This is a genomic window from Candidatus Hydrogenedentota bacterium, assembly GCA_019637335.1.
GTDB lineage: Bacteria > Hydrogenedentota > Hydrogenedentia > Hydrogenedentales > JAEUWI01 > JAEUWI01.
Map to the genome: position 1 here is coordinate 76,704 of JAHBVV010000028.1, position 20,276 is coordinate 96,979.

The window sequence follows — 20,276 nt, forward strand, 5'->3', positions numbered from 1 at the left end:
TAGCGATCGGGCCATAGCACGATCCGAGAGGGACTCCATGCTGCCACCAGGCGGGGCCGGTATTCAATATCGAGGCTTGCGCACTATACGCAGAACGTAACGGGCGTCTCACCCCGCCTCGATCTTGTCCGTTTTCACCGCAATATCGAAGGTCGCGCGGTAGATCCCGTCCTTCTCCACCACGTCGAGCATCAATTGATCGCCGCCGCGCCGGAAAATGCCGTCGTCCTCGTTCTTGCGCTCGTGCGGCCCGTGCGCGAGGTACGGCGGCTGTGCGTAGACCTTCGCGCTGAGCCGGTCGTCGAAGAAGAACTGCGACGTGAACTCGAGCGCGCGCCCGTCCGCCTGCGGGGACTGGATTTTGAAGTGAATGTGCACCGCGCGGCCGGGGTACCAGCCGGGGTAGATGGTCGTGAAGCGGGCCACCCCATTGGCGTCGGTAAACTGGTAGCCCCGAAGGAAGCGCTTGTCCCGCGTGTCCTGGCGGGAGTCCGATGCGCCGGAATACACGCCGAGGGCGTCGCAGTGCCAGATATCCACCATGGCGCCCGGAAAGGGAACGCACTCCCCGCCCGCCAGTTGCAGCACGTTTAATTGCAGGACCAGTTCCGCGCCCGGCGTGCGGATGTCCGTGCCGGGCTCCGTCCGGATGTCGGATCGTTCCAGACGATCATCCACGAAAAATGGCCCCTCGGTCATGGCCGGCAGGGCGATACAGGGCCGCGATTCGGCGCGCGCCGCCCCGCCCGCGCCGAAGAGCATTGCGCCGGCGCCGGCCATCGCCGCGAGGGCCTGCTTGCGCGACAGCAGTATTCCGCGAAACTCGTCATCGTGAATCATCGAGAGACCTCCGATCACCCGCTATGGGGAACGCTTCCCGCCATCCTATCACGCGGGCCGGAAAAGCGCCAGCGCCGGCGGCCCGCCACGATGCCGGCCTGTTTGTGTGGCGCTGGGGGGGAGCACACGAAGGTGGCGCAAACGGCGGTATCACCCGAAATGCTCGAATCCGGCGCGTTCGGGAATTTCCCCGTTTATCCGGACGCCCTGGAAGTCTCGGACGCATCTTCCGATGGGGGTGAGGGGGAGTCCGAAGGCCACTTCGAAGGCGCCGCAGACTGCCGTGGCTTCCTCTGGGGCCAGCGCCACGAGGAGCTCGTATTCTTCACCGCTTCGCAGGCGTTCTTCCGGGGAAATGCGGTCCTGATCGCCCCAGAAGGTGTCGAGCGAAGGGTCCGCGGGCAACTCGTCGGCATCCAGATCGATGCCCACGCCGCTCGCGGTTGCGATGTGTTGCGCGTCGGGCAGGATGCCGTCGGAGATGTCGATCATGGCGTGGACTTCGTCGCGGGCCTGGAGCCATTGGCCTTCCGCCAGGCGGGGGAGGGGTTTGAGGTAGGCCTGGATGTACTCGGGGGCGTCGATGCCGTGCAGGAGGGCGTACAACCCGGCGCCACGCCGTCCCGGCACGCCGGTGACGGCGATCAGGTCGCCGGACTCGGCGCCCTGGCGGAATACCGCGCGCCCCGGGACGTCGCCGATGACGGTAATGTCTGCGACAATCCCCGAAGCCGATGCGGTGGTGTCGCCGCCGATAATGGCGGCGTCGCACTGTTCCACGGCGTCGGCGACGCCGGCGTAGAAGGCCTTGACGAACTCCAGGGGGGCGTCCGGTGGGAGGGCCAGGGTCACGAGCACATGGCGGGCGCGCCCGCCCATCGCCGCGATATCGCTGATCGCGGAAGCGGCGGCCTTCCAGCCGAGATCGTGCGGCGCGCCCCAGTTGCGGTGAAAGTGGACGCCTTCCAGCGAGGCGTCGCAGGTGAGCAGCAGCTGGGCGCCGCCCGCTTCGATCACGGCGCAGTCGTCGCCGATGCCCTGGATGATACCTTCGCCCGGGCGCAGGCCGCCCGTCAACGCGCGAATCAGGCCGAACTCGCCGAGGTCGCCGGGGCGCTTGCTCATCCGCCCGCCACCAGCACGCCGAAGGCCTGCGGGATTCCGGCCACCACGTCCCGCGCAAGCAGCGCGCGTCCCGTGAACTGTTCCGCGGCGCAGTCGCCCGCGTAGCCGTGGAGCCAGACGCCGAGGCGGGCGGCGTCCCACGCGCCCATGCCCTGGGCGAGCAGGCCGCCGAGCAGTCCGGCGAGCACATCGCCCGTGCCGCCGGTCGCCATGCCGCTGTTGCCGCTGGTGTTCAGCGCGACGGAGCCATCCGGATGCGCCACGACAGTGTGATGGCCCTTGAGCGCGACTACGCAACCATGCGCCGCCGCAAAATCCAGGGCCGCCGCGTTGCGATCCGCCTGCACCGTCCCCACGTCGGTTCCCAGGAGGCGGGCCATTTCGCCGGGGTGCGGCGTAATGATGGCGCTGAGCGGGGCCCGGCTTTTCAGGGGGCTCGTATCACCGGCCAGGTTGTTGAGGGCGTCGGCGTCGAGCACGAGCGGCGGCTTGCAGCGGGCCACAAACTCATGCGTAAAGGACCGGGTTTCCGGGTGGGTGGAGATACCCGGCCCGAGCACGCAGGCCTCCTTGTCCTCGGCGAAGGCGAGCGCTGGTTCCACGGCGGCGGCGCTGATGGTGTGCTGCGGCGTGTCCGGCAGCAGGCGGCTCATGGCCTCGATCAGTGATGTCGCCGCGATGTCGCCCAGTGAATGCGGGACGCCCGCGGTCACCAGCCCGCACCCGGAGCGCCCGGCCGCTTCGCAGCACAGGCGCATGGCGCCCGTGAAGCCGCGCGAGCCCGAGATCACGAAGACGTGGCCGAAGGAGCCCTTGTGCCCGTCGGCGGGGCGGGGGGGAAGCAGGTGGGCGGAAAGCGTGCGGGTAATGGTCTGGATCATGGTGCTATCTCCAGCCGCCATCGTATCCAGCGGACCGGGGGCGATCAAGTTCCGGGGGGCGGACGAGGCCCGATTGCGCCATTGCATCCTCCCCGCGCGCCCGGCTAGACTCCCCGCATAGCGAGAGGAGGATTGTCTTTGCGAGCGGTAGTACAACGCGTGCGCCACGCTTCCGTGACGGCCAACGGAATGGTGACCGGCTCCATCGGCCCGGGCTTGCTGGTGTTGCTCGGCGTGGATGTAAATGACAGCGAAAAGGACGCGGACTATATGGCCGAGAAGATCCCCGGCCTGCGGATCTTCAACGACGCTGAGGGCAAGTTCAATCTCTCTCTGGAGGATGTGGGCGGCGCAGTGCTGCTGGTGTCGCAGTTCACGTTGCACGGGGATTGCCGCAAGGGGCGGCGGCCCTCGTTTGTGGCGGCGGCCCGCCCGGAGCTGGCGATCCCACTCTACGAGCGGGTGGCCCAACTGCTGCGGGAACGCGGTGTGGAGGTTGCGATGGGCGTGTTTGGCGCGCACATGGACGTGGAACTGCTCAACGACGGCCCCGTGACGCTCCTGCTCGACTCGGGAAAGGCCTTCTGATGCGCATCGCCATCGCCGGGAGCGGGACCTTGAGCGTGAAAATGTTGCGGCCCCTGCTTGCGTCGCGCCACACGGTGGTGGCGGCGATACTCGACGGGCGCGAAACGCGGGGGTACCGGCGCTGGATCGGGCCCCGGCTGGCGCGGTGGTTTCGCGGCAGCTTCAGCCTGAGCGGCCAGGCGCGGAAGTACGGCATCCCCATTTTCTATATCGACCGTATGGACGAGGCCGAGCTGGCGCCGCTGCGCGCGCTGGATATCGACGTTATTCTGGTGGGCGGCTTCAGCATCATATTGAAGCCCCCGATTATCGAAGTGCCGCGGATCGGGTGCGTGAACACGCACTCGTCGCTGCTCCCGCGCCACCGGGGGCCCAATCCATTCTCCGCCGCGATCCTCGCGGGCGACACGGTATCCGGGGTGACGTTTCACTGGATGGACGCGGGCGTGGACACCGGGAATATCATCGAGCAGCACGAAATCCCGCTGGACGGCGAGACGACGATGCTCGGGCTGTACAAGGATGCCTGCGAGCTGGCGGGGGAGCGCGTCGTGGCGCTGATGGACCGCATCGAGGCGGGCGAGGCCCCGTCCACGCCGCAGGATCCGGCGGCGGCCAGCTACGAGAAGCGCTGTGCGGTGGCGGATTCGTGGATTGACTGGACTCAGAGCGCGGTAGCGATCGACCGGAAGGTTCGGGGCATGTCGCCACAGCCATACGTCCGGTTTCAGTGGAGGGATCACCTGGTGCTCGTTCACCGGGTAACCTTCAATCCCAATCCCGTGGATGCGGCTCCGGGGACGGTGCTGGCGAACCGGCCCTATTTGCGGATCGCCACCGGCGCGGGCAGCGTGACGCTGAATGTGGCGTTCCGCCAGAAGCCAATCCCGTGGGTGTGGCCGGGATTCGGCAAGCGGCCCGATGTGGGGGAGGCGCTGGCGTCCGGGCCGCCGGCATGATCGCCCGCGGGCCAGGGCAATCGCATTCAAACTTTGGCTCATCCGGTTTGAGCGTACGGGATTATTCATAGGCGTTTCTCCGTGCCCGAACTATCCGGGACCGCGAATGTATGCCGGTTGGGGCCTCCGTTGGAGTAATCGTATCGACTGCTCTTTCGGCCCGAAGGGCCAGTGCAGCTCCCAGCCCCGGGCAACGCCCGGGGAATACGGGGGCACCACCTTCCCCGCCCTGAAAGGGCAGCGCAGTGAGCCAGTCCAGCGTTTCCGAAGTTCAACTGCGCTGCCCTTTCAGGGCGTATGAGAAACCCACCGCTCAATCCCTGGGCGTTGCCCCATAAGCGCTAACTTGTTTGCAATCCGCCGCAGGCCGCGTGCTATACTTCCCATCAGGAAGCGAGGACGGCCAATGATGGACGAAGATTGGAAGGTATTGACAACATTGTTTCCGGCGAATTGGCAAGAGCTTGCGGCGACCAGCGGTGCGCTCAAGGGTTTGCGCAAGGATGTCGGCGGGAGAATCTTCTCTGCACCCTGTTGATCTCACCTTGGATGCGGCTGTCACTCGCGAGACGGTGGTGTGCGCGAGGCAGTCCGGGCTTGGGGACATGTCGGATGTGGCGCTGTTCAAGCGCCTGAAGAAGTGCAAGGGCTGGCTGCACGCACTGTGTGTTTCGCTGCTGGCCGAACGCGTCACGACGCCCGGGCAAGCCGCGCAGTTCCTCGTCCGGCTGACGCAACCCACGTGGCGGAGCTCGGGAAAACGCGCATATGGCGCGTTCACTATAGCATCCAGGCCCCTTCGATGTGCTGCGACTACTTCCAGATAACCCCCATAAAGGGCGAGGGGACGGGCGAAACCTTTCAGCGCTTTCCCGTCAATGCCGGCGACCTTATTCTGGCCGACCGCGGCTACTCGCTGGCGAGCGGAATCGAGTACGTGAATTCGAGCGGCGCTTTTGTTACGGTGCGGTTCAACCCCAACAATGTACCGGCAACAGACCGCGCGGGCAACAAATTCGACTTGCTGGCTCACCTGAAACGCTTCAAGCAGCGGGCGAAGTGCGGAGTTGGCCTGTGCTTATCCCGTGTGAAGTGACGCCGTCTCCGGACGGATATGCGTGGTGAGGAAGAGCGAAGAAGCCATCCGCCAGGCCCACCGCAAGCTCAGACGGCGCGAGAGCAAAAACGGGCAGAAACTCAGGGCCCAGACGCTCGTGTACGCCGAGTACATCATCGTCTTCACCACATTTCCCGAAGAAAAGTTCCCGCCCAGCGTCGTGATGGAGTGGTATCGAATCCGCTGGCAAATCGAGCTTGTTTTTAAGCGCTTCAAGCAGATCGCCAAACTGGGGCATCTGCCCAAGCACGACGATGAAAGCGCGAGGCAATAGCTCTACGGCGTTGTTCATCGCATTGATCACTGAAAAACTTGTAAGCCATGCGGCGTCTATTTCTTCGGGGCTACGAAATCGTCACGCAACCGCCCCAGGAGTCGGTGGCGTGAATTCTCATACGCGTTTCATCGGGTCAGGTGCGCGCTCGAGCCTACTCTGTCGCTTCGCGATACAATCGAGCGTTGGGGCGAGATCGCACACGCCCTGACCGAGCGGCCGCGCAAGCGGCGTGCCCAGACCGAACAATATTTTCCATAAAACAAGTTAGCGCTTATGGGGCGTTGCCCAGGGCTGAAAACTGCGTTGGCCCTTCGGGCCGAAAACTGCGTTGTCCCTTCGGGCCGAAGGCGTGCGTTGGCATCCGGTTCTGCTGCCGAATACACGGTCTGCACTACAGAGAAGGCCCAAGGAATCCCGTATCCGGTCTTGGCGTCGCCCCCCGAAAATGTGAACCGAGCAATCGACTCCTATTTGACTTCATCGTTGCCGATGTACCTTCAAACCGGATGAGCCAACAACCTGAATTGTCAAACGGAGCGCGTGTCGGAGCGCTGGCGTTTCGCCTGCGGCGAATCCCTAACCTTGCCGGCAGAGATGCCGGCGCTCCAACGCGCTCACGTTCATTGATTCAAGGCGCCAAATCAACTCACGCTTACCACCAAACGCTTAAATGCGATTGCCCTGCCGCGGGCCCGTTGCGGGCGGCGTGCCGCGCCCGGCATAATCGCCGCAGGAGCCGCCGGATGATCACGATCATTATTCCTGTCCACAACCAGATCGAATACACGCGGCAGTGTATTGCGACGGTGCGGGCCAACACCCGCGCGCCCTACCGCCTGATCGTGGTCGACAACGGGTCGACGGAGCCGGTGGCCGGGGTGGCCGAGACGGCGGGCGCGACGGTGGTGCGATCCGAGACGAACCGGGGCTTCGCGGGCGGGGTGAATCTCGGGCTCGCGCACGCCGAGGGGCATGTGCTGCTGCTGAACAACGACACGCTCGTGCCGCCGGGCTGGCTGGAGGGTCTGGAGGCCGCGCTTCTCAGCGCGCCGGACATCGGCATGGCCGGCCCCATGAGCAACTACGTCTCGGGGAGCCAGCTTATTCCCGATCTGAACTTCGGGCATATCGACGAGATCGAGGCCTATGCCGCGCAGCGGCGCCGCGACTACCCGAACGCGATCCGGGACGTGGCGCGGCTGGTGGGGTTCTGCCTGCTGATCCGCGACACCGCGCTGGCGGCGGCCGGCCCGCTGGACGAGGCCTACGGCGTTGGCAACTTCGAGGATGACGACTACTGCGTGCGCGTGCTGCGGGCGGGCTTCCGGCTGGTGGTGGATGAAGGGGGCTTTGTATTCCACTATGGCAACCGGACATTTCAATCGCTCGGGCTGGTGGACTCCGCGTGGGACCGGCTGATCGAAACGAACGCCGCCCTGTTTGGCGCGAAATTCGACCTGCGCCCGGAGGACCGGCTCGACGAGTACCGGCAGGCGCTCCAGATCAACCGCGAAGGGGGCGAGGCGCTGAGGGGCGGCGATCTGGCGGCGGCGCTCCGGCACTACCGCGACGCCATCCGCCTGGCGCCGCGGCTGGCGCGGAACCACAACGATCTCGCGGTGGCGCTCTGGCAGGCGGGCGCGCGCGGGCAGGCGCTGGAGCGCATCAAGGTGGCGCTGCAACTGGAGCCGGATTACGCCGAGGCCCGCGAAAACCTGCTGGACATGGGCCGGGCGCTGGATCGGGACGCGGAAGTGCGCGCGTGGCTCGTGGCGCTGGATGCCAGGTAGACGCGGAACGAAACGCGAAGCAGCATGGAGCCGAACATGAGCATCAGCATACGCCCGTACCGCCCGGAGGACGAGGCCGAATGGCTGCGCGTCCACGCCGTCATTATGACCCTCTCGCACGCGTGGAATTACTGCATTCAGGAGCGCCCGCTCTACGAGGGATATGCTTCGACCTGTCTGGTGGCGACCTTCGATGAGCGGATTATCGGGCTTACGGACGTCCAGTACGAGAACGAGCCGGGGGAGCTGTGTTTCGAGAAAGACTCCCGGGGCGGGTATGTGCTGGAATTCGGCCGATTGCCCGAGTTTGGCGGCCAGGGGCTTGGCGAGCGTTTGATCGAAGCGGCGGTGGAGGATGCGCGCCGCCAGGGCTTCCGCCGCCTCGAATACTGGACGCAGGACCGGCGCGCCCAGCGCTACTACCGGCGGCTGGGGATGAAGGAAATCAGCCGCCACTACCGGTTCCGCTTCAAGCCGCCGCAGGAGGTGGCGGAGCGCCTGATGGAGGATTGTGTTGGCGTGGAGTACCTGTATGGGGCCTGCCTGCCGGAGGAGTGGCCGCTGGTCCAGGAGAAATACGAGATATTGCGGAAGCACCCGCTGGAGCCGCACCTCTGCGTGGGTTTTGGCCTGCGCTTCTGAGGCGCGGGGGAAAATTTTTCGGGACAAAAGTTGACATCGGAAAATTCGTCTGCTACTATATGCGCCACCTTGCCGAGCGGGAGTAGCTCAGTTGGTAGAGTGCAACCTTGCCAAGGTTGATGTCGCGGGTTCGAATCCCGTCTCCCGCTCCATTTTTATTTTTTCCGGGCCGTTAGCTCAGTTGGTAGAGCAGGTGACTCTTAATCACAAGGTCGGGGGTTCGATCCCCTCACGGCCCACCATTTTTGCGTTCCACGCCAAATCCTTCTAAATCAGCAGGCGAAAATCGGTATGGTTTTGCCCGCTTTTTTTTTGGTACTATCAAGGGCCCTCCCCAACCGGGACGGACGGGCGAGTGGCGGAATTGGCAGACGCGCCAGATTTAGGTTCTGGTACCTCACGGTGTGCGGGTTCAAGTCCCGCCTCGCCCACCAAAATCACGGCAAACGGTAGATAGAAAACAATGAGCGAAAAAGACGTGCAAGAATCGGCGGTTGCGACAAAGGAACCGGACTCCAACGAATTCGAGTTCGCCGAAGACCCCACCTTCGACCTGGATTACAAGGGCGATTGTGCGTATGAGGTGAAGGTGAGCATTCCCGCGGCCAATACGCTCAAGCAGGCCGGCGAGATGTTCGAGGAGCTTCAGGAAGAGGCGGAGCTGCCGGGTTTCCGGCGCGGCAAGGCCCCCCGCAAGCTGGTCGAGCGGAAGTTTGGCAAGGCGGTGCGCGGCGAGGCGGTTGAGAAGCTGGTGAGCGCGGCGTTCCGGAAGCTGGTCAAGACCGAAGACCTGCGGCCGATCGACTTCCCCGATATCGAGGGGCTGGAGAGCGTGCACGAGCAGCCGGTCGACGCGCCGCTCGATTTCACGCTGAAGTTTGAAGTGGCCCCGCGCGTTACGCTGGGCGACTACAAGGGGATCACGGTCGAGCGCCCCGTGCTGAAGATTGACAGCAAGTCCGTGGACGAGGCGCTTGAGACGTACCGCGAGCGCCAGGCGGCCTACGAGACGGTGGAGAAGGGGAAGGCGCAGGACGGCGACCAGGTCATCATCAGCTTCGCGGGCCGGATCAACGGCGAGCTTTTCGACGGCGGATCGGCGGAGAACTACCCGTATGTTCTGGGTTCCGGCCGCTTTTTCAAGGAATTCGAAGAGGCGCTTCAGGGGGCGGCCAGCGGCAGCGAAGTAACCTGCGACGTGCCGTTCCCCGAGGATTACTCCAGCGTGGACCTGGCCGGCAAGACGGCGCAGTTCACGATTACCATTAACGAAATCAAGCGCAAGACGCTTCCCGAGGTGAACGAAGACCTCGCCAAGGCGGCCGGTTTTGATTCGCTGGCCGCGATGCGGGAGCGGGTTGAATCCGAGCTTCAAGCCGGCGCGGACGCCCAGAGCCGGGAGATTGCGGAGCGGCGGGCGATCCAGGCCATCGTCGAAAAGAGCACCTTCGAGTTGCCCCAGTCGCTGGTGAAGTCGACGGCGGCCGAGTACTACAAGCAGGAACTGCGGCGGCTTATATCGCTGCGCGTTCCCCCGGCGGAGCTGGACAAGCGCGAGCCGGAAATCCGCCAGGAAGCCGAAGCGCACGCGATCCGCGAGATCAAGGGCTACGTGGTCATCGGTGAAATCGGGCGTGCCGAGAATATCACGGTGGGCGAGGCCGACTTCGAAGCGGAGGCCAACGCGATCGTGGAGCGGACGGGGATGGATATCGAAATCGCGCAGCGCTTCCTGAGCCAGGACGAAAAGCGCAGCGATTACGAGGATCGCATCTACCGGAAGAAGGCGCTGGCCGCCGTGATGGACAACGCCAAGATCAAGGACAAGAAAGTTACCCGCGAGGAACTGGAGAAGTTCGAGGAAGAGGCCGATGCCTGATCCCCTGCACGTTCACGCACAGGTTGCCGCGCTGGGCGGTCTGAACCCCGTCAGCCCCCAGAATGTGACGATCTACCAGCAGACCAGCCGCGGCGAGCGCGCGTACGACATTTACTCGCGCCTGCTTGAAGATCGCATTATCTTCCTGGGCATGCCGATCGACGACTACGTGGCGAATTACGTGATCGCGCAGTTGCTCTTCCTCGAATCCGAGGATCCGGACAAGGACGTGAGCATCTACGTGAATTCGCCGGGCGGCAGCGTTACCGCGGGTCTGGCGATTTACGACACGATGCAGTTCATCAAGCCGGACATCAGCACGATTTGCCTGGGCCAGGCCGCCAGCATGGCGGCGGTGTTGATGGCGGCGGGCACGAAGGGAAAGCGTTTCGCGCTGCCCTATTCCCGCTTCCTGCTGCACCAGCTCATGGGCGGCGTGCAGGGGCAGGCGTCCGATATCGACATTCAGGCCCGGGAAATCATCCGGATCGGCGAGATGATCGATGAGATTCTGGTGAAGCACACGGGCCAGCCGCCGGAGCGAATTCATCAGGACAGCGATCGTGATTTCTTCATGGGCGCTGAAGAGGCCCGGGAATACGGGTTGATTGACGAAATTTTGTCACGGTAGTCCGCGGCCCGGCTCGAAAATTTGATTTTGTCTTATTATCCCCCCGACGGCCCGAGGTCGAGCGGGGGGTTTGTATTGGGCGGCGATGGCGGAAACCCGCGCCGTTACAGGGGGATTACAGGGTAGAGGCTTGGATCCGTCGCCTTACGGGACTTGACCTCGGCGGCGGGTAATTGGCACAATAGATCTGACTCGATGTCGGCGATGGCATGGCCATTGGAATAAATAGTTGACAGATGTCGGGAAAAATGATAATTTGAGACCGCCCGTGAACGGTTTTATCGCAGGAGAGTCGAATGGCCCCACAGCGTACACGAAGTGATGTCCCCACCTGCTCCTTCTGTGGCAAGCGCCACGATGAAGTGAACAAGCTGATTGCCGGGCCCGACGTGAACATTTGCGACGAGTGTGTCAATCTGTGCGGTGAAATTGTGGCGGAGGAGAAGGCGCGGAAGGGCACGTCGCGGACGATGAAGGTGCCGGCGCCGAAGGAAATCAAGGCGTTCCTGGACCAGTACGTGATTGGCCAGGAGCACGCCAAGCGGGTGCTTTCGGTCGCGGTGCACAACCACTACAAGCGCATTGCGTCGGGCGGCGAGATCGACGGGGTGGAAATCCAGAAGTCGAACGTGCTGCTGATCGGTCCCTCGGGGTGCGGTAAGACGCTGCTGGCGGAGTCCCTGGCGCGTCTTCTGGACGTGCCGTTTGCGGTGGTGGACGCGACGACGCTGACGGAGGCGGGGTATGTGGGCGACGACGTCGAGAACGTGATCCTGAAGCTGCTCCAGAATGCGGATTTTGACGCTTCGCGGGCCGAGACGGGGATTGTGTACATCGACGAGATCGACAAGGTGGCGCGGAAGAGCGACAGCCCGTCGATCACGCGCGACGTGTCGGGCGAGGGCGTGCAGCAGGCGCTGCTGAAGCTGCTCGAGGGCACGGTGGCGAATGTGCCCCCGCAGGGCGGGCGGAAGCATCCGCAGCAGGAGTGCATCCAGGTGCACACGCGCAACATCCTGTTTGTTTGCGGCGGCGCGTTCAACGGCCTGGACACGATTATCCAGAAGCGCATCGGGCAGAAGGTCATCGGCTTCAACGCGGACGTGAAGTCGAAGAAGGAAATGAAGCTGGGCGAATTGCTCTCCGAGGTGAAGCCGGAAGACCTGATCAAGTACGGCATGATCCCGGAGTTCAGCGGGCGGCTGCCGATTACGGCGTCGTTGAACGAGTTGAGCCAGAACGACCTGGTGCGTATCCTCGTGGAGCCGAACAACGCGCTGGTGCGCCAGTACCAGAAGCTGTTTGAGCTGGAGAACGTGACGCTGCGCTTCCCGGACGAGACGATCGAGACGATCGCGGCGTCGGCCATCAAGCGCGACACGGGCGCGCGCGGGCTGCGCAGCATTCTCGAAGAGGCGATGCTCGGCGTCATGTTCGAGATACCGTCGCGCCAGGATGTCCGCGAGTGCGTCATCACGCCGGGGGTCATCACGAAGGCCGAGGAACCGCTGCTGGTGTACAAGCACGAGAAGTCCTCGGTCAAGGGCGAAGGCAGCGACACGAATTCCGCGTCGGCCTAGCCTCTCCGGACGTTCGCGCCGGCCCGTCGCTTGCGCCTGTGGCGCGCCCGCCCGCTGCCGCGATCCCTGTCCAGCGTGGCCGGTTGGGGCGCCGATAGGGTATACTGCGGCCCGCCCGGATGGGATGGCGTCGCGCGCGGGCTCTTACGCGTCGCGCGCCCCCGCGGCGCTTGAATCACCTCCACCCAATGAAGCGGGAGCACCGTTTAATGCCACCGAAGAAAAAAGCCGCGACCGAAGGCGCCATGCGCCTTCCGTTGCTTCCGCTGAAGGATATGGTTATCTTCCCGCGCATGGTCGTGCCGCTTCTGGTGGGCCGCGCGGCGTCGCTGGCGGCGGTGGAGGGGAGCCTGGCGGGGAACCAGCCGCTGTTTCTCTGCACGCAGAAGGACCCGAACGAGGAAAACCCGGGGGAGGACGGGCTTTACCGGGTGGGTGTGGCGGCGTCGATCCTCCAGTCGCTCCGGATGCCGGACGGGACGATGAAGGTGGTGGTGGAGGGGCTGGGCCGGGGCCAGGTGGAGCAGTTTTTGTTTGAGGCCGAATCCGGGACGGAAGCCGAAGTGACCAGCCTGGAGTCGTCCACCGAGCGCAGTGATCGTATCAGCGCGCTGGCGCGGGCGGCGATCGGCCAGTTTGAGGACTACGTCCAGCTTTCGCAGCGGATCGCGCCGGAAGTGTTCATGTCGATTCAGGGCATGGAGGACTGCGAGCTGGTGGCGGATTCGATCTGCGCGTACCTGCCGGTGCGCGTGGAAGAGCGCCAGGCGCTGTTGGAGCTGGTGGACACGGCGGCGCGGCTGGAGAAGATCACCTCCATTCTCATGCGGGAGAATGAACTCATCCGCATGGAACACAGCGTGCGGGATCGTATGCGCGAGCAGATGGAGCGCGGCCAGCGGGAGCACTACCTGCACGAGCAGCTCAAGCTGATCCACCAGGAGCTGGGCAACCGCGAGGAGGGCTTCGACGAGTTCACCGAGATGCGGACGATGATCGCGGAGGCGAAAATGCCGGCCGAGGTGCGGGCGAAGGCGGATCGCGAGTTTGCGCGCTACGAGCGCATGCCGATGCTGAGCCCGGAGGGCGCGGTAATCCGCAATTACCTGGAATGGCTCTGCGACATGCCGTGGTCGAAGCGGACGCGCGATTTTCTGAATCTTGCGCGCGCCCAGAAGGTGCTCGACGAGGATCACTACGGCCTGGAGAAGGTGAAGGACCGGATTCTGGAGTATCTGGCCGTGCGGAAGTTGAGCAATTCCGCGCGAGGGCCGATCCTGTGTCTCGTGGGCCCGCCCGGCGTCGGCAAAACGTCGCTGGGCGAGTCAATCGCGCGTGCGATGAAGCGGAAGTTCATCCGGGCGTCGCTCGGGGGCATCCGGGACGAGGCGGAGATCCGGGGCCACCGGCGGACCTATATTGGGGCGCTTCCCGGCCGGATCATTCAGAACATCAAGAAAGCGGGCGTGAAGAACCCGCTGTTTCTGCTGGACGAGATCGACAAGCTGAGCAACGATTTTCGGGGCGATCCCTCGTCGGCGCTGCTGGAGGTGCTGGATCCGGCGCAGAACAAGGATTTCAGCGACCACTACCTGGAGGTGAGCTTCGACCTTTCCGAGGTCTTCTTCATCGCGACGGCGAACAACGAATACGACATTCCGCACGCGCTGCATGATCGCATGGAGATCGTCCATCTCTCCGGGTACACCCTGCGCGAGAAAGAGCAGATCGCGCGTCTGTTTCTGCTGCCCCGCATGATGGCTGATTGCGGCCTGACGGCGAAACAGGCCGTGCTGGAGGACAGCGCGATCACGGAGATCATCCAGCGCTACACCCGCGAGGCGGGCGTCCGCGAGCTGGAGCGCCAGATTGCCCGCGTGCTGCGCAAGGTGGCGCGGCGCGTAGTGGAGAAGGCGCACAAGGGCGTGATGGCGCTGGACGCGGCGGCGGTTGTCGAGTTGCTCGGCCCGCCGGTATACAGCGCGATGCGCGAGGTGGAGGAGCCGCAACCGGGCATCGCCATCGGCATGGCGTGGACGCAGGTGGGCGGCGACATTCTGTTTATAGAGACGAGCCTCACCGAGGGCAAGGGGAAGCTCACCCTGACGGGGCAGCTTGGCAACGTGATGAAGGAGTCGGCGGAGGCGGCGTACACCTACATTCGGGCGCACGCGAAAGAGCTGGAGGTTCCGGCGGACTTCTACAAGAAGCGGGATCTCCACGTGCATGTGGCCGAGGGCGCGGTGCCCAAGGACGGCCCTTCCGCCGGCACGGCGCTGATCGTGTCCATGGTTTCGGCCCTGCGCGGCGTGGCGCCGACCGCGGCGCTTTCGATGACCGGCGAAATCACGCTGCTGGGCCGGGTGCTGCCCGTGGGCGGGATTAAGGAGAAGGTCCTGGCGGCGCACCGGGCGGGGGTGAAGACGGTGCTGCTGCCGCGCGAAAACGAGAAGGACCTGCCCGACGTGCCCGCGGAGGTGCGGGACGCGCTGGACATCCGCTTTGTGGACCAGGTGGGCGAGGTGCTGGCGGTGGCCTTTCCGCCGGCGCGCCGCCGGTCTTCGCGCCGTGCCGGGGGATCGTGACCCGTGCGCGTGAACTCGGTACAGTTTGTTGTGAGCGCCCTCGATCCCCGGCAGTATCCGCGGGACCGGCGCCCCGAAATCGCGTTTGTGGGCCGTTCGAATGTGGGGAAGTCGTCGCTGCTGAATACGCTGCTGGGGCGCAAGGGGCTCGCGAAGACCAGCTCCACCCCCGGCAAGACGCAGACGCTGAACTTCTTCGACGTGAACGAGCGCTTCTATTTCGTTGATCTGCCGGGCTACGGCTTCGCCAAGGCGCCGAAGAGCATGAAGGACGCGTGGAACCAGGTGCTGGCGGAGTACCTGCGCACACGCGACACCCTGCGCCTGGTGGTATCGCTTGTGGATGCGCGCCACAAGCCGAGCGCGCTCGATGTGGAGATGCTGCACCTCCTGGAGGAGGCGGAGGTTCCCACGCTCGTGGTGGCGACGAAAATCGACAAGCTCAAGCGCTCCCAGCGCAACCCCGCCTTCAAGTCCATCCGCGAGACGCTTGATTTGCACGACGACATGCTCGTGCTCCCCTTCAGCAGCGAGACGAAGGAGGGGGTGAAGGAGCTCTGGCAGGTCATTGCCGAGCAGCTGTAGGCCGAACGGGGGGGGACGGCGTGTCCGCGCCGGTCAATTTCGGCGGTCGGGGATCGTGGGGGGCAAAGGAACGAAGCCTTTCTCTTCCGTCTTTTCACGATACGCGGTTTTTTCTGGTCTATCGAGCTATCCTCGCGCCCACGCGATTGATCGGGCCGCGGTCCGAGGTTGTTGAAGTCCCGAAATGGGACAAAGCGGGCGGGTCCCGGGGCTGATTTGGACGAGCCGGTAACGTTTGGGGCTTTATTGAATAGTATTTTGCAGTGCAGCGTCTAATCCTCAGGACCGGAATGCAAATAGTGTAAAACGAGATTTTCTCAGTTGTCGCCCTTGATTTCCGGCCCGGAGTATGTTAAAAATTTGTCAGAATCCAGTGCGTTGAGCGACTACACTGGAGGGCAAACAGCGTGTTGTACCAGGTGAGCGATGTGAATGTGACTGAATACAACCTGACTCCCAGGGAGCTGGAGGAAGTAATCCGGCATAAGTATTTCATGTCACAGGCCCGCGGCTATGACGTGGGCCACGATGCGGCGTGCCGTGATTGGCTGGCGCACCATGCGGCGGATTTCCGCCGGCGCGAGCAGGCGCACATGCTGGACATGCAGCGCGAGGAGATTGCGCGGCACAAGTGGATCGAGTCGGAGAAGGCGAATCGCGATTTGGGCCGCGAGGCGGCGCTGGACTGGGTGCTGAAGTACGCGGCGCAGTGGCGCGCGTGGTACAACGCGACGTATTCTTCCTGATTGGTCCCGCAATAGAAGTTGACTTTCGAACACCCCGCCTTGCGCGGGGTGTTTTGCTTTGTGGATGCGATCGTCGTAGCCGTCTGAAGCCGCGAGCAGGGATGCCTCCAGGCGCCCGGGTAATTCGCGAGGAAGCGCGGCAAGAGGATCGCGGACATTCCCGTCTGCGGCAGAGGAAGCCAGAATCTGCGCGGAAGAGCGCTGCCCAACCAGTACCACCGCGAAAGGAACGTGGCATAGCCTTTCATGACCCTTCATGTCACCCATTAGGGTTGAAACACTGCTTCTGACGTTTGGCGCTCTTATGGAGTCTCGCACGCTCAAGCCTTCGCGGCGGAGCTGCGGAGCTTGAACGTGGCACCCGTGGCTCCCTTTGAAAATTCAATGCAGTAGGGCCCGGATTTCTCGATGGAGCGCCGCGAATTGGTCTGGTGCGGCGCTTCCTCTGCCGCAGACACGCATGTCTGCGATCCTGTCGCGCCTTGCGGCGCGGTGCGGTCGGCCTGCGGTCGGCATTACGTGCGCGATTCCGCTCCGGGACGGCTGATGTGTTACCGCCGATGTTGAACGGCGGGCTCGGGATCGGAATAATGCAGGCTTGAGTCCGGGCTGAAACCGGGTGGCGCCGCGCCGCGAATGAGACGGGCGGTTTGGCCTCGCCACCTTCCCTTCTGTGGGGCCGCGCGGGCTTCGGGACTGGCTCCGCCACGTGGCGGGCGCCGGGGTGCTCACGGGAGATGCAGGGTGCAACTGAATGTTTCACCGGAAATCGGGGAGGCGCTTGATCGCGCCGCCGCGATCAGCGCGAACCAGGGCAGCTATTTTGTCGGGGTAAACCATTTACTCGCGGCGCTGCTGGATCAGGCGGACAAGCTCCCGGAGGGGGTCCGTACGCGGAGTTTGGGCGACTTGTTTTCGGTGCAGCGGGAGGTGCACCGCCAGCCGTGGAGCGGCACGGCGAGCACGCCGAACGGCGAGACGTTCTACACGCCCCGGTGCATCCAGATCATCTCCCAGGCGTCGCGACTGGCCGCGCGCATCGGCCACGGGCCGCCAGCGGCGGGGCACCTGTTGCTTGCGTTATTGAAGGACGACCTCTCCGCGCCCGCGCGCGCCTTGAAGAGCCTCGGGCTGGATCGCGACACGCTTATCAAGCAGCTTCAGGCGGAATTGGGCTTCGTATCGCCGCAGGCGCACCAGAAGGTGACGCCGCTGCCGGAGTACTCGGAGGTACGGCTGCAAAACATCCCCGGAGCGCGCGCGCCGGAGCCCGCGCCCGCGCGGGAGGCCCAGGGGTCTCCGGCGGCCGCGCCGGCGCCGCGTGAGGAGGTTGTTCCGCTGCCGGGCCAACAGCCGGGGCCGCTCACGCGCGACTTGATGGAAGCGGCGCGGCGGGGCGACCTGCAAGACGCCACCGGGCGGGACGACGAGATCCTGGAGATCCTTCAGATCCTGACCCGCAAGACGAAGAACAACGCGATTCTGGTCGGCGACGCGGGCGTGGGTAAGACGCAGATTGTCGAGGGTCTCGCGCTGCGCCTGGCGCGGGATGGACGCCAGACCGACCTGCCGCCGTTTCGTATTGTGGAGCTGAACGTGGCTTCGCTGATGGCGGGCACACAGTATCGGGGCGCCTTCGAGGAGAAGGTGCTGGCGCTGATCGAGCAGGCGAAGCGATCCGAGCACCTGGTTGTTTTCATTGATGAGGTGCACCTGATTTTCGGCGCGGGCGCCACGCAGGGCGACAGCCTGGATCTGGCGAACCTGCTGAAACCGGCGCTCGCCCGGGGAGAATTCCGGTGTATTGGCGCGACGACGCTCCAGGAATACCGGAAATTCGTCCAGCGGGACCCGGCGATCGAGCGTCGCTTCCAGATGGTGCGCGTGGAGGAGCTTTCGCCCGAGGCGACGTACGAGGTGCTGAAGCGGGTCCGCCCCACGCTGGAAAAACACCACCGGGTGCATATCCACCGCCGTACGCTTCGGGCGGCGATCGACTTGAGTGTCCGCTACCTGCCGCAGCGTAGCCTGCCGGACAAGGCGATCGACGTGCTGGATCAGGCGTGCGCGCGGCACCGGCTCCGATCACTCATGATGCGCAAGAAGGACCAGCCCGATCCGGAGAACCCGGACACGAGCGGGGAGCGCAGCGTGACGCCACACTCGGTGCGGAAGGTCATCAGCCAGATCACGGCGATCCCGCTGGAGCAGCTGACGGCGGAGGAGCGGAAATACTTGAATAATCTGGACCAGACGATTAAGCGCCAGCTGATCGGGCAGGATGAGGCGGTGAACCGGGCGGTGGCGGCGGTCAAGAAATCCCGGGCGGGTCTGGGCGATCCCAACCGGCCCGACTCGATCATGCTGTTCCTGGGGCCGACGGGCGTGGGCAAGACGGAACTGGCGAAACAGCTGGCGCGCAACCTCTTCGGATCCTCCAGCCACCTGATCGTGTTCGACATGTCGCAGTACTCCGAAGAGCATTCCGTCGCGCGGCTGATCGGCGCGCCGCCGGGGTATGTGGGCCACGACGAGGAAGGGCTGCTGACGGGGGCGGTGCAGCGTTCGCCGTTTTCGATCCTGCTGTTTGACGAAATAGAGAAGGCGCACCCCCGCATTTTCGACCTGTTTTTGCCGATGTTCGACGAGGGGCGCCTGCGTGATTCGCGCGGGCGGGAGGTGAGCTTCCGCAATTGCATCATTATCCTGACGTCGAACATCGGCGCGGACCTGCTGTGCGAGCCCGGCGCGGTGGCGCGGCACGAGGATCTGGTCGATGCACTGCGGCAGGCGTTCCGGCCGGAGTTCGTGAACCGGATCGACCAGATCGTGCCCTTCTACCCGCTGCTGGCGGAGGATCTGCGCAGCATTCTGCGGCTGGAGATCAACGCGGTGCGGAAGCGGCTTGAGGAACGCCGTATCGGCATCCGGATGTACCAGAGGGCCTACGAGTACCTGGCGGAGCAGGGCTACAGCCGGGAGTTTGGCGCGCGCGAGTTGCGCCGCGCGGTGGACCGCCTGGTGACCACGCCGATCAGCGAGAAGATCATCGCCGGGGAGTTTGAGGAAGGGGACATGATCGACGTGATGATGGAAGACGGCCAGCTGGCCTACCGCCGCGGCAAACCGGCAAGCAGCGTGCCCGGGCTCGCGCCATGAACAAGCCCGATCGCCTCGAAATCATCAACGGCCCGGAAGACGGCACGGAGTTTCCCATCAGCCGGACGCCCGCGATCCTCGGCAGCGACCCGGATTGCGCCGTATCCATTCGCCTGGACGACATGATTCACCTGCACCACGCGCGCCTGACGTCGGTGGGCGACGGCTACCGAGTCCGCAAGATCCGGGGGGGCGTGCTCAGCGTAAACGGCAAGCCGGTGGGCCTGGTGCGGTCGCGCATCGTCCGGGAGGGGGGCGTGGTGCGCGCGGGGCGCACCGAGTTGTATCTGCACTGCGCGCCGGACGGGCTGGCGCGCCGGAGCCGCGGCCTCCCCGTGGAGAACGATCTGGCGTGGCTGCTGCGCCTGTCCGCCCGAAAAGGCTGGGAGGCGCTATCCTGGCTCGGACGTCGCCCGCGGCGACGGCGCGCGCGGTTCCGGCGGATGCTGATCCTGATGGCGATTGCGTTGCTGATCGCGTGGTGGTTCCGCCCGAGTCTCCTGGCGGAGATCCGGTACTACCTGTACCAGCTTTGGGCGCTCTTCCTGGATCAGCTTGAGGCGCTTATCCGCAGCTTCATTTAAGGGTGCTGTTCTGATATTACCGCGCCCAGACACTGGGGAAGTAAGTGGAAACCCGCTATGATACGGGCTTTCAGCCCTGGCCGAAACCGTCGTCATTCTTCCCGGGCCTGCGGCCCAGGCTGGTATGATCGGGCGCCTTCGGCGCTGAAGTAACGATATTCGTAACACTTTAGCCGTCTGAAGTAGTCGCCCTCGTCGCACCCAACGGTGGCGGCTCTCGGTGATCGAGCACCGTCATCCCCACGAAAGGGGCTGTCGATTTAACGTGTGCGGTGAGCGCATTTCCTACAATTTTGTGCTAACGCCCC

17 protein-coding genes and 3 tRNA genes are annotated in these 20,276 nt (G+C 64.3%); 17 read left to right on the top strand and 3 right to left on the bottom strand.

What is annotated here, in order from left to right; genetic code table 11:
- Positions 1 to 108: 108 nt before the first annotated feature.
- The 3 genes from KF886_22300 to KF886_22310 all read right to left on the bottom strand — a co-directional run bounded on the left by KF886_22300 (position 109) and on the right by KF886_22310 (position 2,846).
- Positions 109 to 840 carry an intradiol ring-cleavage dioxygenase gene (locus tag KF886_22300; GenBank protein ID MBX3180092.1) on the bottom strand — a complete coding sequence of 244 codons (732 nt, stop codon included), beginning with the start codon at positions 838 to 840 and terminating at the stop codon, positions 109 to 111.
- A 150-nt stretch (positions 841 to 990) separates the two neighbouring features.
- The gene (gene thiL, locus KF886_22305) at positions 991 to 1,965 is read right to left on the bottom strand and encodes a thiamine-phosphate kinase (protein ID MBX3180093.1); all 975 of its coding nucleotides are present in this window, start codon (positions 1,963 to 1,965) and stop codon (positions 991 to 993) included.
- The gene (locus KF886_22310; protein ID MBX3180094.1) at positions 1,962 to 2,846 is read right to left on the bottom strand and encodes an NAD(P)H-hydrate dehydratase; all 885 of its coding nucleotides are present in this window, start codon (positions 2,844 to 2,846) and stop codon (positions 1,962 to 1,964) included. Before KF886_22310 ends, thiL begins: the two co-directional genes overlap by 4 nt.
- A gap of 138 nt (positions 2,847 to 2,984) precedes the next feature.
- Here KF886_22310 and dtd point away from each other — a divergent pair, with 138 nt between their 5' ends.
- From dtd to KF886_22395, 17 genes are all read left to right on the top strand, one after another.
- A complete protein-coding gene (dtd, locus tag KF886_22315; protein MBX3180095.1) occupies positions 2,985 to 3,434 on the top strand; it encodes a D-tyrosyl-tRNA(Tyr) deacylase in 450 nt (149 codons plus the stop codon).
- Positions 3,434 to 4,393, top strand: coding sequence for a methionyl-tRNA formyltransferase (locus KF886_22320; protein MBX3180096.1), 960 nt, complete (start codon positions 3,434 to 3,436; stop codon positions 4,391 to 4,393). The genes dtd and KF886_22320 overlap by 1 nt, the downstream gene beginning before the upstream one ends.
- A gap of 742 nt (positions 4,394 to 5,135) precedes the next feature.
- Complete coding sequence (locus tag KF886_22325; GenBank protein ID MBX3180097.1) at positions 5,136 to 5,489, top strand: hypothetical protein; 354 nt, start codon at positions 5,136 to 5,138, stop codon at positions 5,487 to 5,489.
- Between the two features lie 25 nt (positions 5,490 to 5,514).
- Entirely contained in the window at positions 5,515 to 5,784 is a 270-nt protein-coding gene (locus KF886_22330; protein ID MBX3180098.1) for a transposase, read from the top strand.
- A 746-nt stretch (positions 5,785 to 6,530) separates the two neighbouring features.
- Entirely contained in the window at positions 6,531 to 7,577 is a 1,047-nt protein-coding gene (locus tag KF886_22335; protein MBX3180099.1) for a glycosyltransferase, read from the top strand.
- Positions 7,578 to 7,613: 36 nt separating this feature from the next.
- Entirely contained in the window at positions 7,614 to 8,219 is a 606-nt protein-coding gene (locus KF886_22340; protein MBX3180100.1) for a GNAT family N-acetyltransferase, read from the top strand.
- A 76-nt stretch (positions 8,220 to 8,295) separates the two neighbouring features.
- Positions 8,296 to 8,371: transfer RNA gene (locus tag KF886_22345), tRNA-Gly, on the top strand.
- A gap of 14 nt (positions 8,372 to 8,385) precedes the next feature.
- Positions 8,386 to 8,461, top strand: a tRNA-Lys gene (locus KF886_22350).
- 107 nt (positions 8,462 to 8,568) lie between these two features.
- Positions 8,569 to 8,653 (top strand) — tRNA-Leu (locus KF886_22355).
- A gap of 29 nt (positions 8,654 to 8,682) precedes the next feature.
- Positions 8,683 to 10,098, top strand: a complete 1,416-nt coding sequence (gene tig, locus KF886_22360) for a trigger factor (protein MBX3180101.1) — start codon at positions 8,683 to 8,685, stop codon at positions 10,096 to 10,098.
- Positions 10,091 to 10,729 (top strand): ATP-dependent Clp protease proteolytic subunit, encoded by a 639-nt coding sequence (locus KF886_22365; protein MBX3180102.1) that lies wholly within the window; start codon positions 10,091 to 10,093, stop codon positions 10,727 to 10,729. Before tig ends, KF886_22365 begins: the two co-directional genes overlap by 8 nt.
- Before the next feature lie 296 nt (positions 10,730 to 11,025).
- Positions 11,026 to 12,309 (top strand): ATP-dependent Clp protease ATP-binding subunit ClpX, encoded by a 1,284-nt coding sequence (clpX, locus tag KF886_22370; protein ID MBX3180103.1) that lies wholly within the window; start codon positions 11,026 to 11,028, stop codon positions 12,307 to 12,309.
- 245 nt (positions 12,310 to 12,554) lie between these two features.
- A complete protein-coding gene (gene lon, locus KF886_22375; GenBank protein MBX3180104.1) occupies positions 12,555 to 14,894 on the top strand; it encodes an endopeptidase La in 2,340 nt (779 codons plus the stop codon).
- A gap of 3 nt (positions 14,895 to 14,897) precedes the next feature.
- Positions 14,898 to 15,479: a ribosome biogenesis GTP-binding protein YihA/YsxC gene (gene yihA, locus KF886_22380; GenBank protein MBX3180105.1), complete on the top strand. Its 582-nt coding sequence runs from the start codon at positions 14,898 to 14,900 to the stop codon at positions 15,477 to 15,479.
- A gap of 407 nt (positions 15,480 to 15,886) precedes the next feature.
- On the top strand, positions 15,887 to 16,225 hold the full coding sequence (locus tag KF886_22385; protein MBX3180106.1) for a hypothetical protein: 339 nt from the start codon (positions 15,887 to 15,889) through the stop codon (positions 16,223 to 16,225).
- 744 nt (positions 16,226 to 16,969) lie between these two features.
- On the top strand, positions 16,970 to 19,384 hold the full coding sequence (locus tag KF886_22390; GenBank protein MBX3180107.1) for an ATP-dependent Clp protease ATP-binding subunit: 2,415 nt from the start codon (positions 16,970 to 16,972) through the stop codon (positions 19,382 to 19,384).
- Positions 19,381 to 19,968 carry a hypothetical protein gene (locus tag KF886_22395; GenBank protein ID MBX3180108.1) on the top strand — a complete coding sequence of 196 codons (588 nt, stop codon included), beginning with the start codon at positions 19,381 to 19,383 and terminating at the stop codon, positions 19,966 to 19,968. Before KF886_22390 ends, KF886_22395 begins: the two co-directional genes overlap by 4 nt.
- Positions 19,969 to 20,276: the final 308 nt, after the last annotated feature.

Coding starts and splice junctions, on each gene's coding strand:
- KF886_22310 (MBX3180094.1), bottom strand. CDS start 2,846: ATGATCCAGACCATTACCCGCACGCTTTCCGCCCACCTGCTTCCCCCC.
- thiL (MBX3180093.1), bottom strand. CDS start 1,965: ATGAGCAAGCGCCCCGGCGACCTCGGCGAGTTCGGCCTGATTCGCGCG.
- clpX (MBX3180103.1), top strand. CDS start 11,026: ATGGCCCCACAGCGTACACGAAGTGATGTCCCCACCTGCTCCTTCTGT.
- tig (MBX3180101.1), top strand. CDS start 8,683: ATGAGCGAAAAAGACGTGCAAGAATCGGCGGTTGCGACAAAGGAACCG.
- KF886_22395 (MBX3180108.1), top strand. CDS start 19,381: ATGAACAAGCCCGATCGCCTCGAAATCATCAACGGCCCGGAAGACGGC.
- KF886_22365 (MBX3180102.1), top strand. CDS start 10,091: ATGCCTGATCCCCTGCACGTTCACGCACAGGTTGCCGCGCTGGGCGGT.
- lon (MBX3180104.1), top strand. CDS start 12,555: ATGCGCCTTCCGTTGCTTCCGCTGAAGGATATGGTTATCTTCCCGCGC.
- KF886_22340 (MBX3180100.1), top strand. CDS start 7,614: ATGAGCATCAGCATACGCCCGTACCGCCCGGAGGACGAGGCCGAATGG.
- KF886_22320 (MBX3180096.1), top strand. CDS start 3,434: ATGCGCATCGCCATCGCCGGGAGCGGGACCTTGAGCGTGAAAATGTTG.
- KF886_22335 (MBX3180099.1), top strand. CDS start 6,531: ATGATCACGATCATTATTCCTGTCCACAACCAGATCGAATACACGCGG.
- KF886_22300 (MBX3180092.1), bottom strand. CDS start 840: ATGATTCACGATGACGAGTTTCGCGGAATACTGCTGTCGCGCAAGCAG.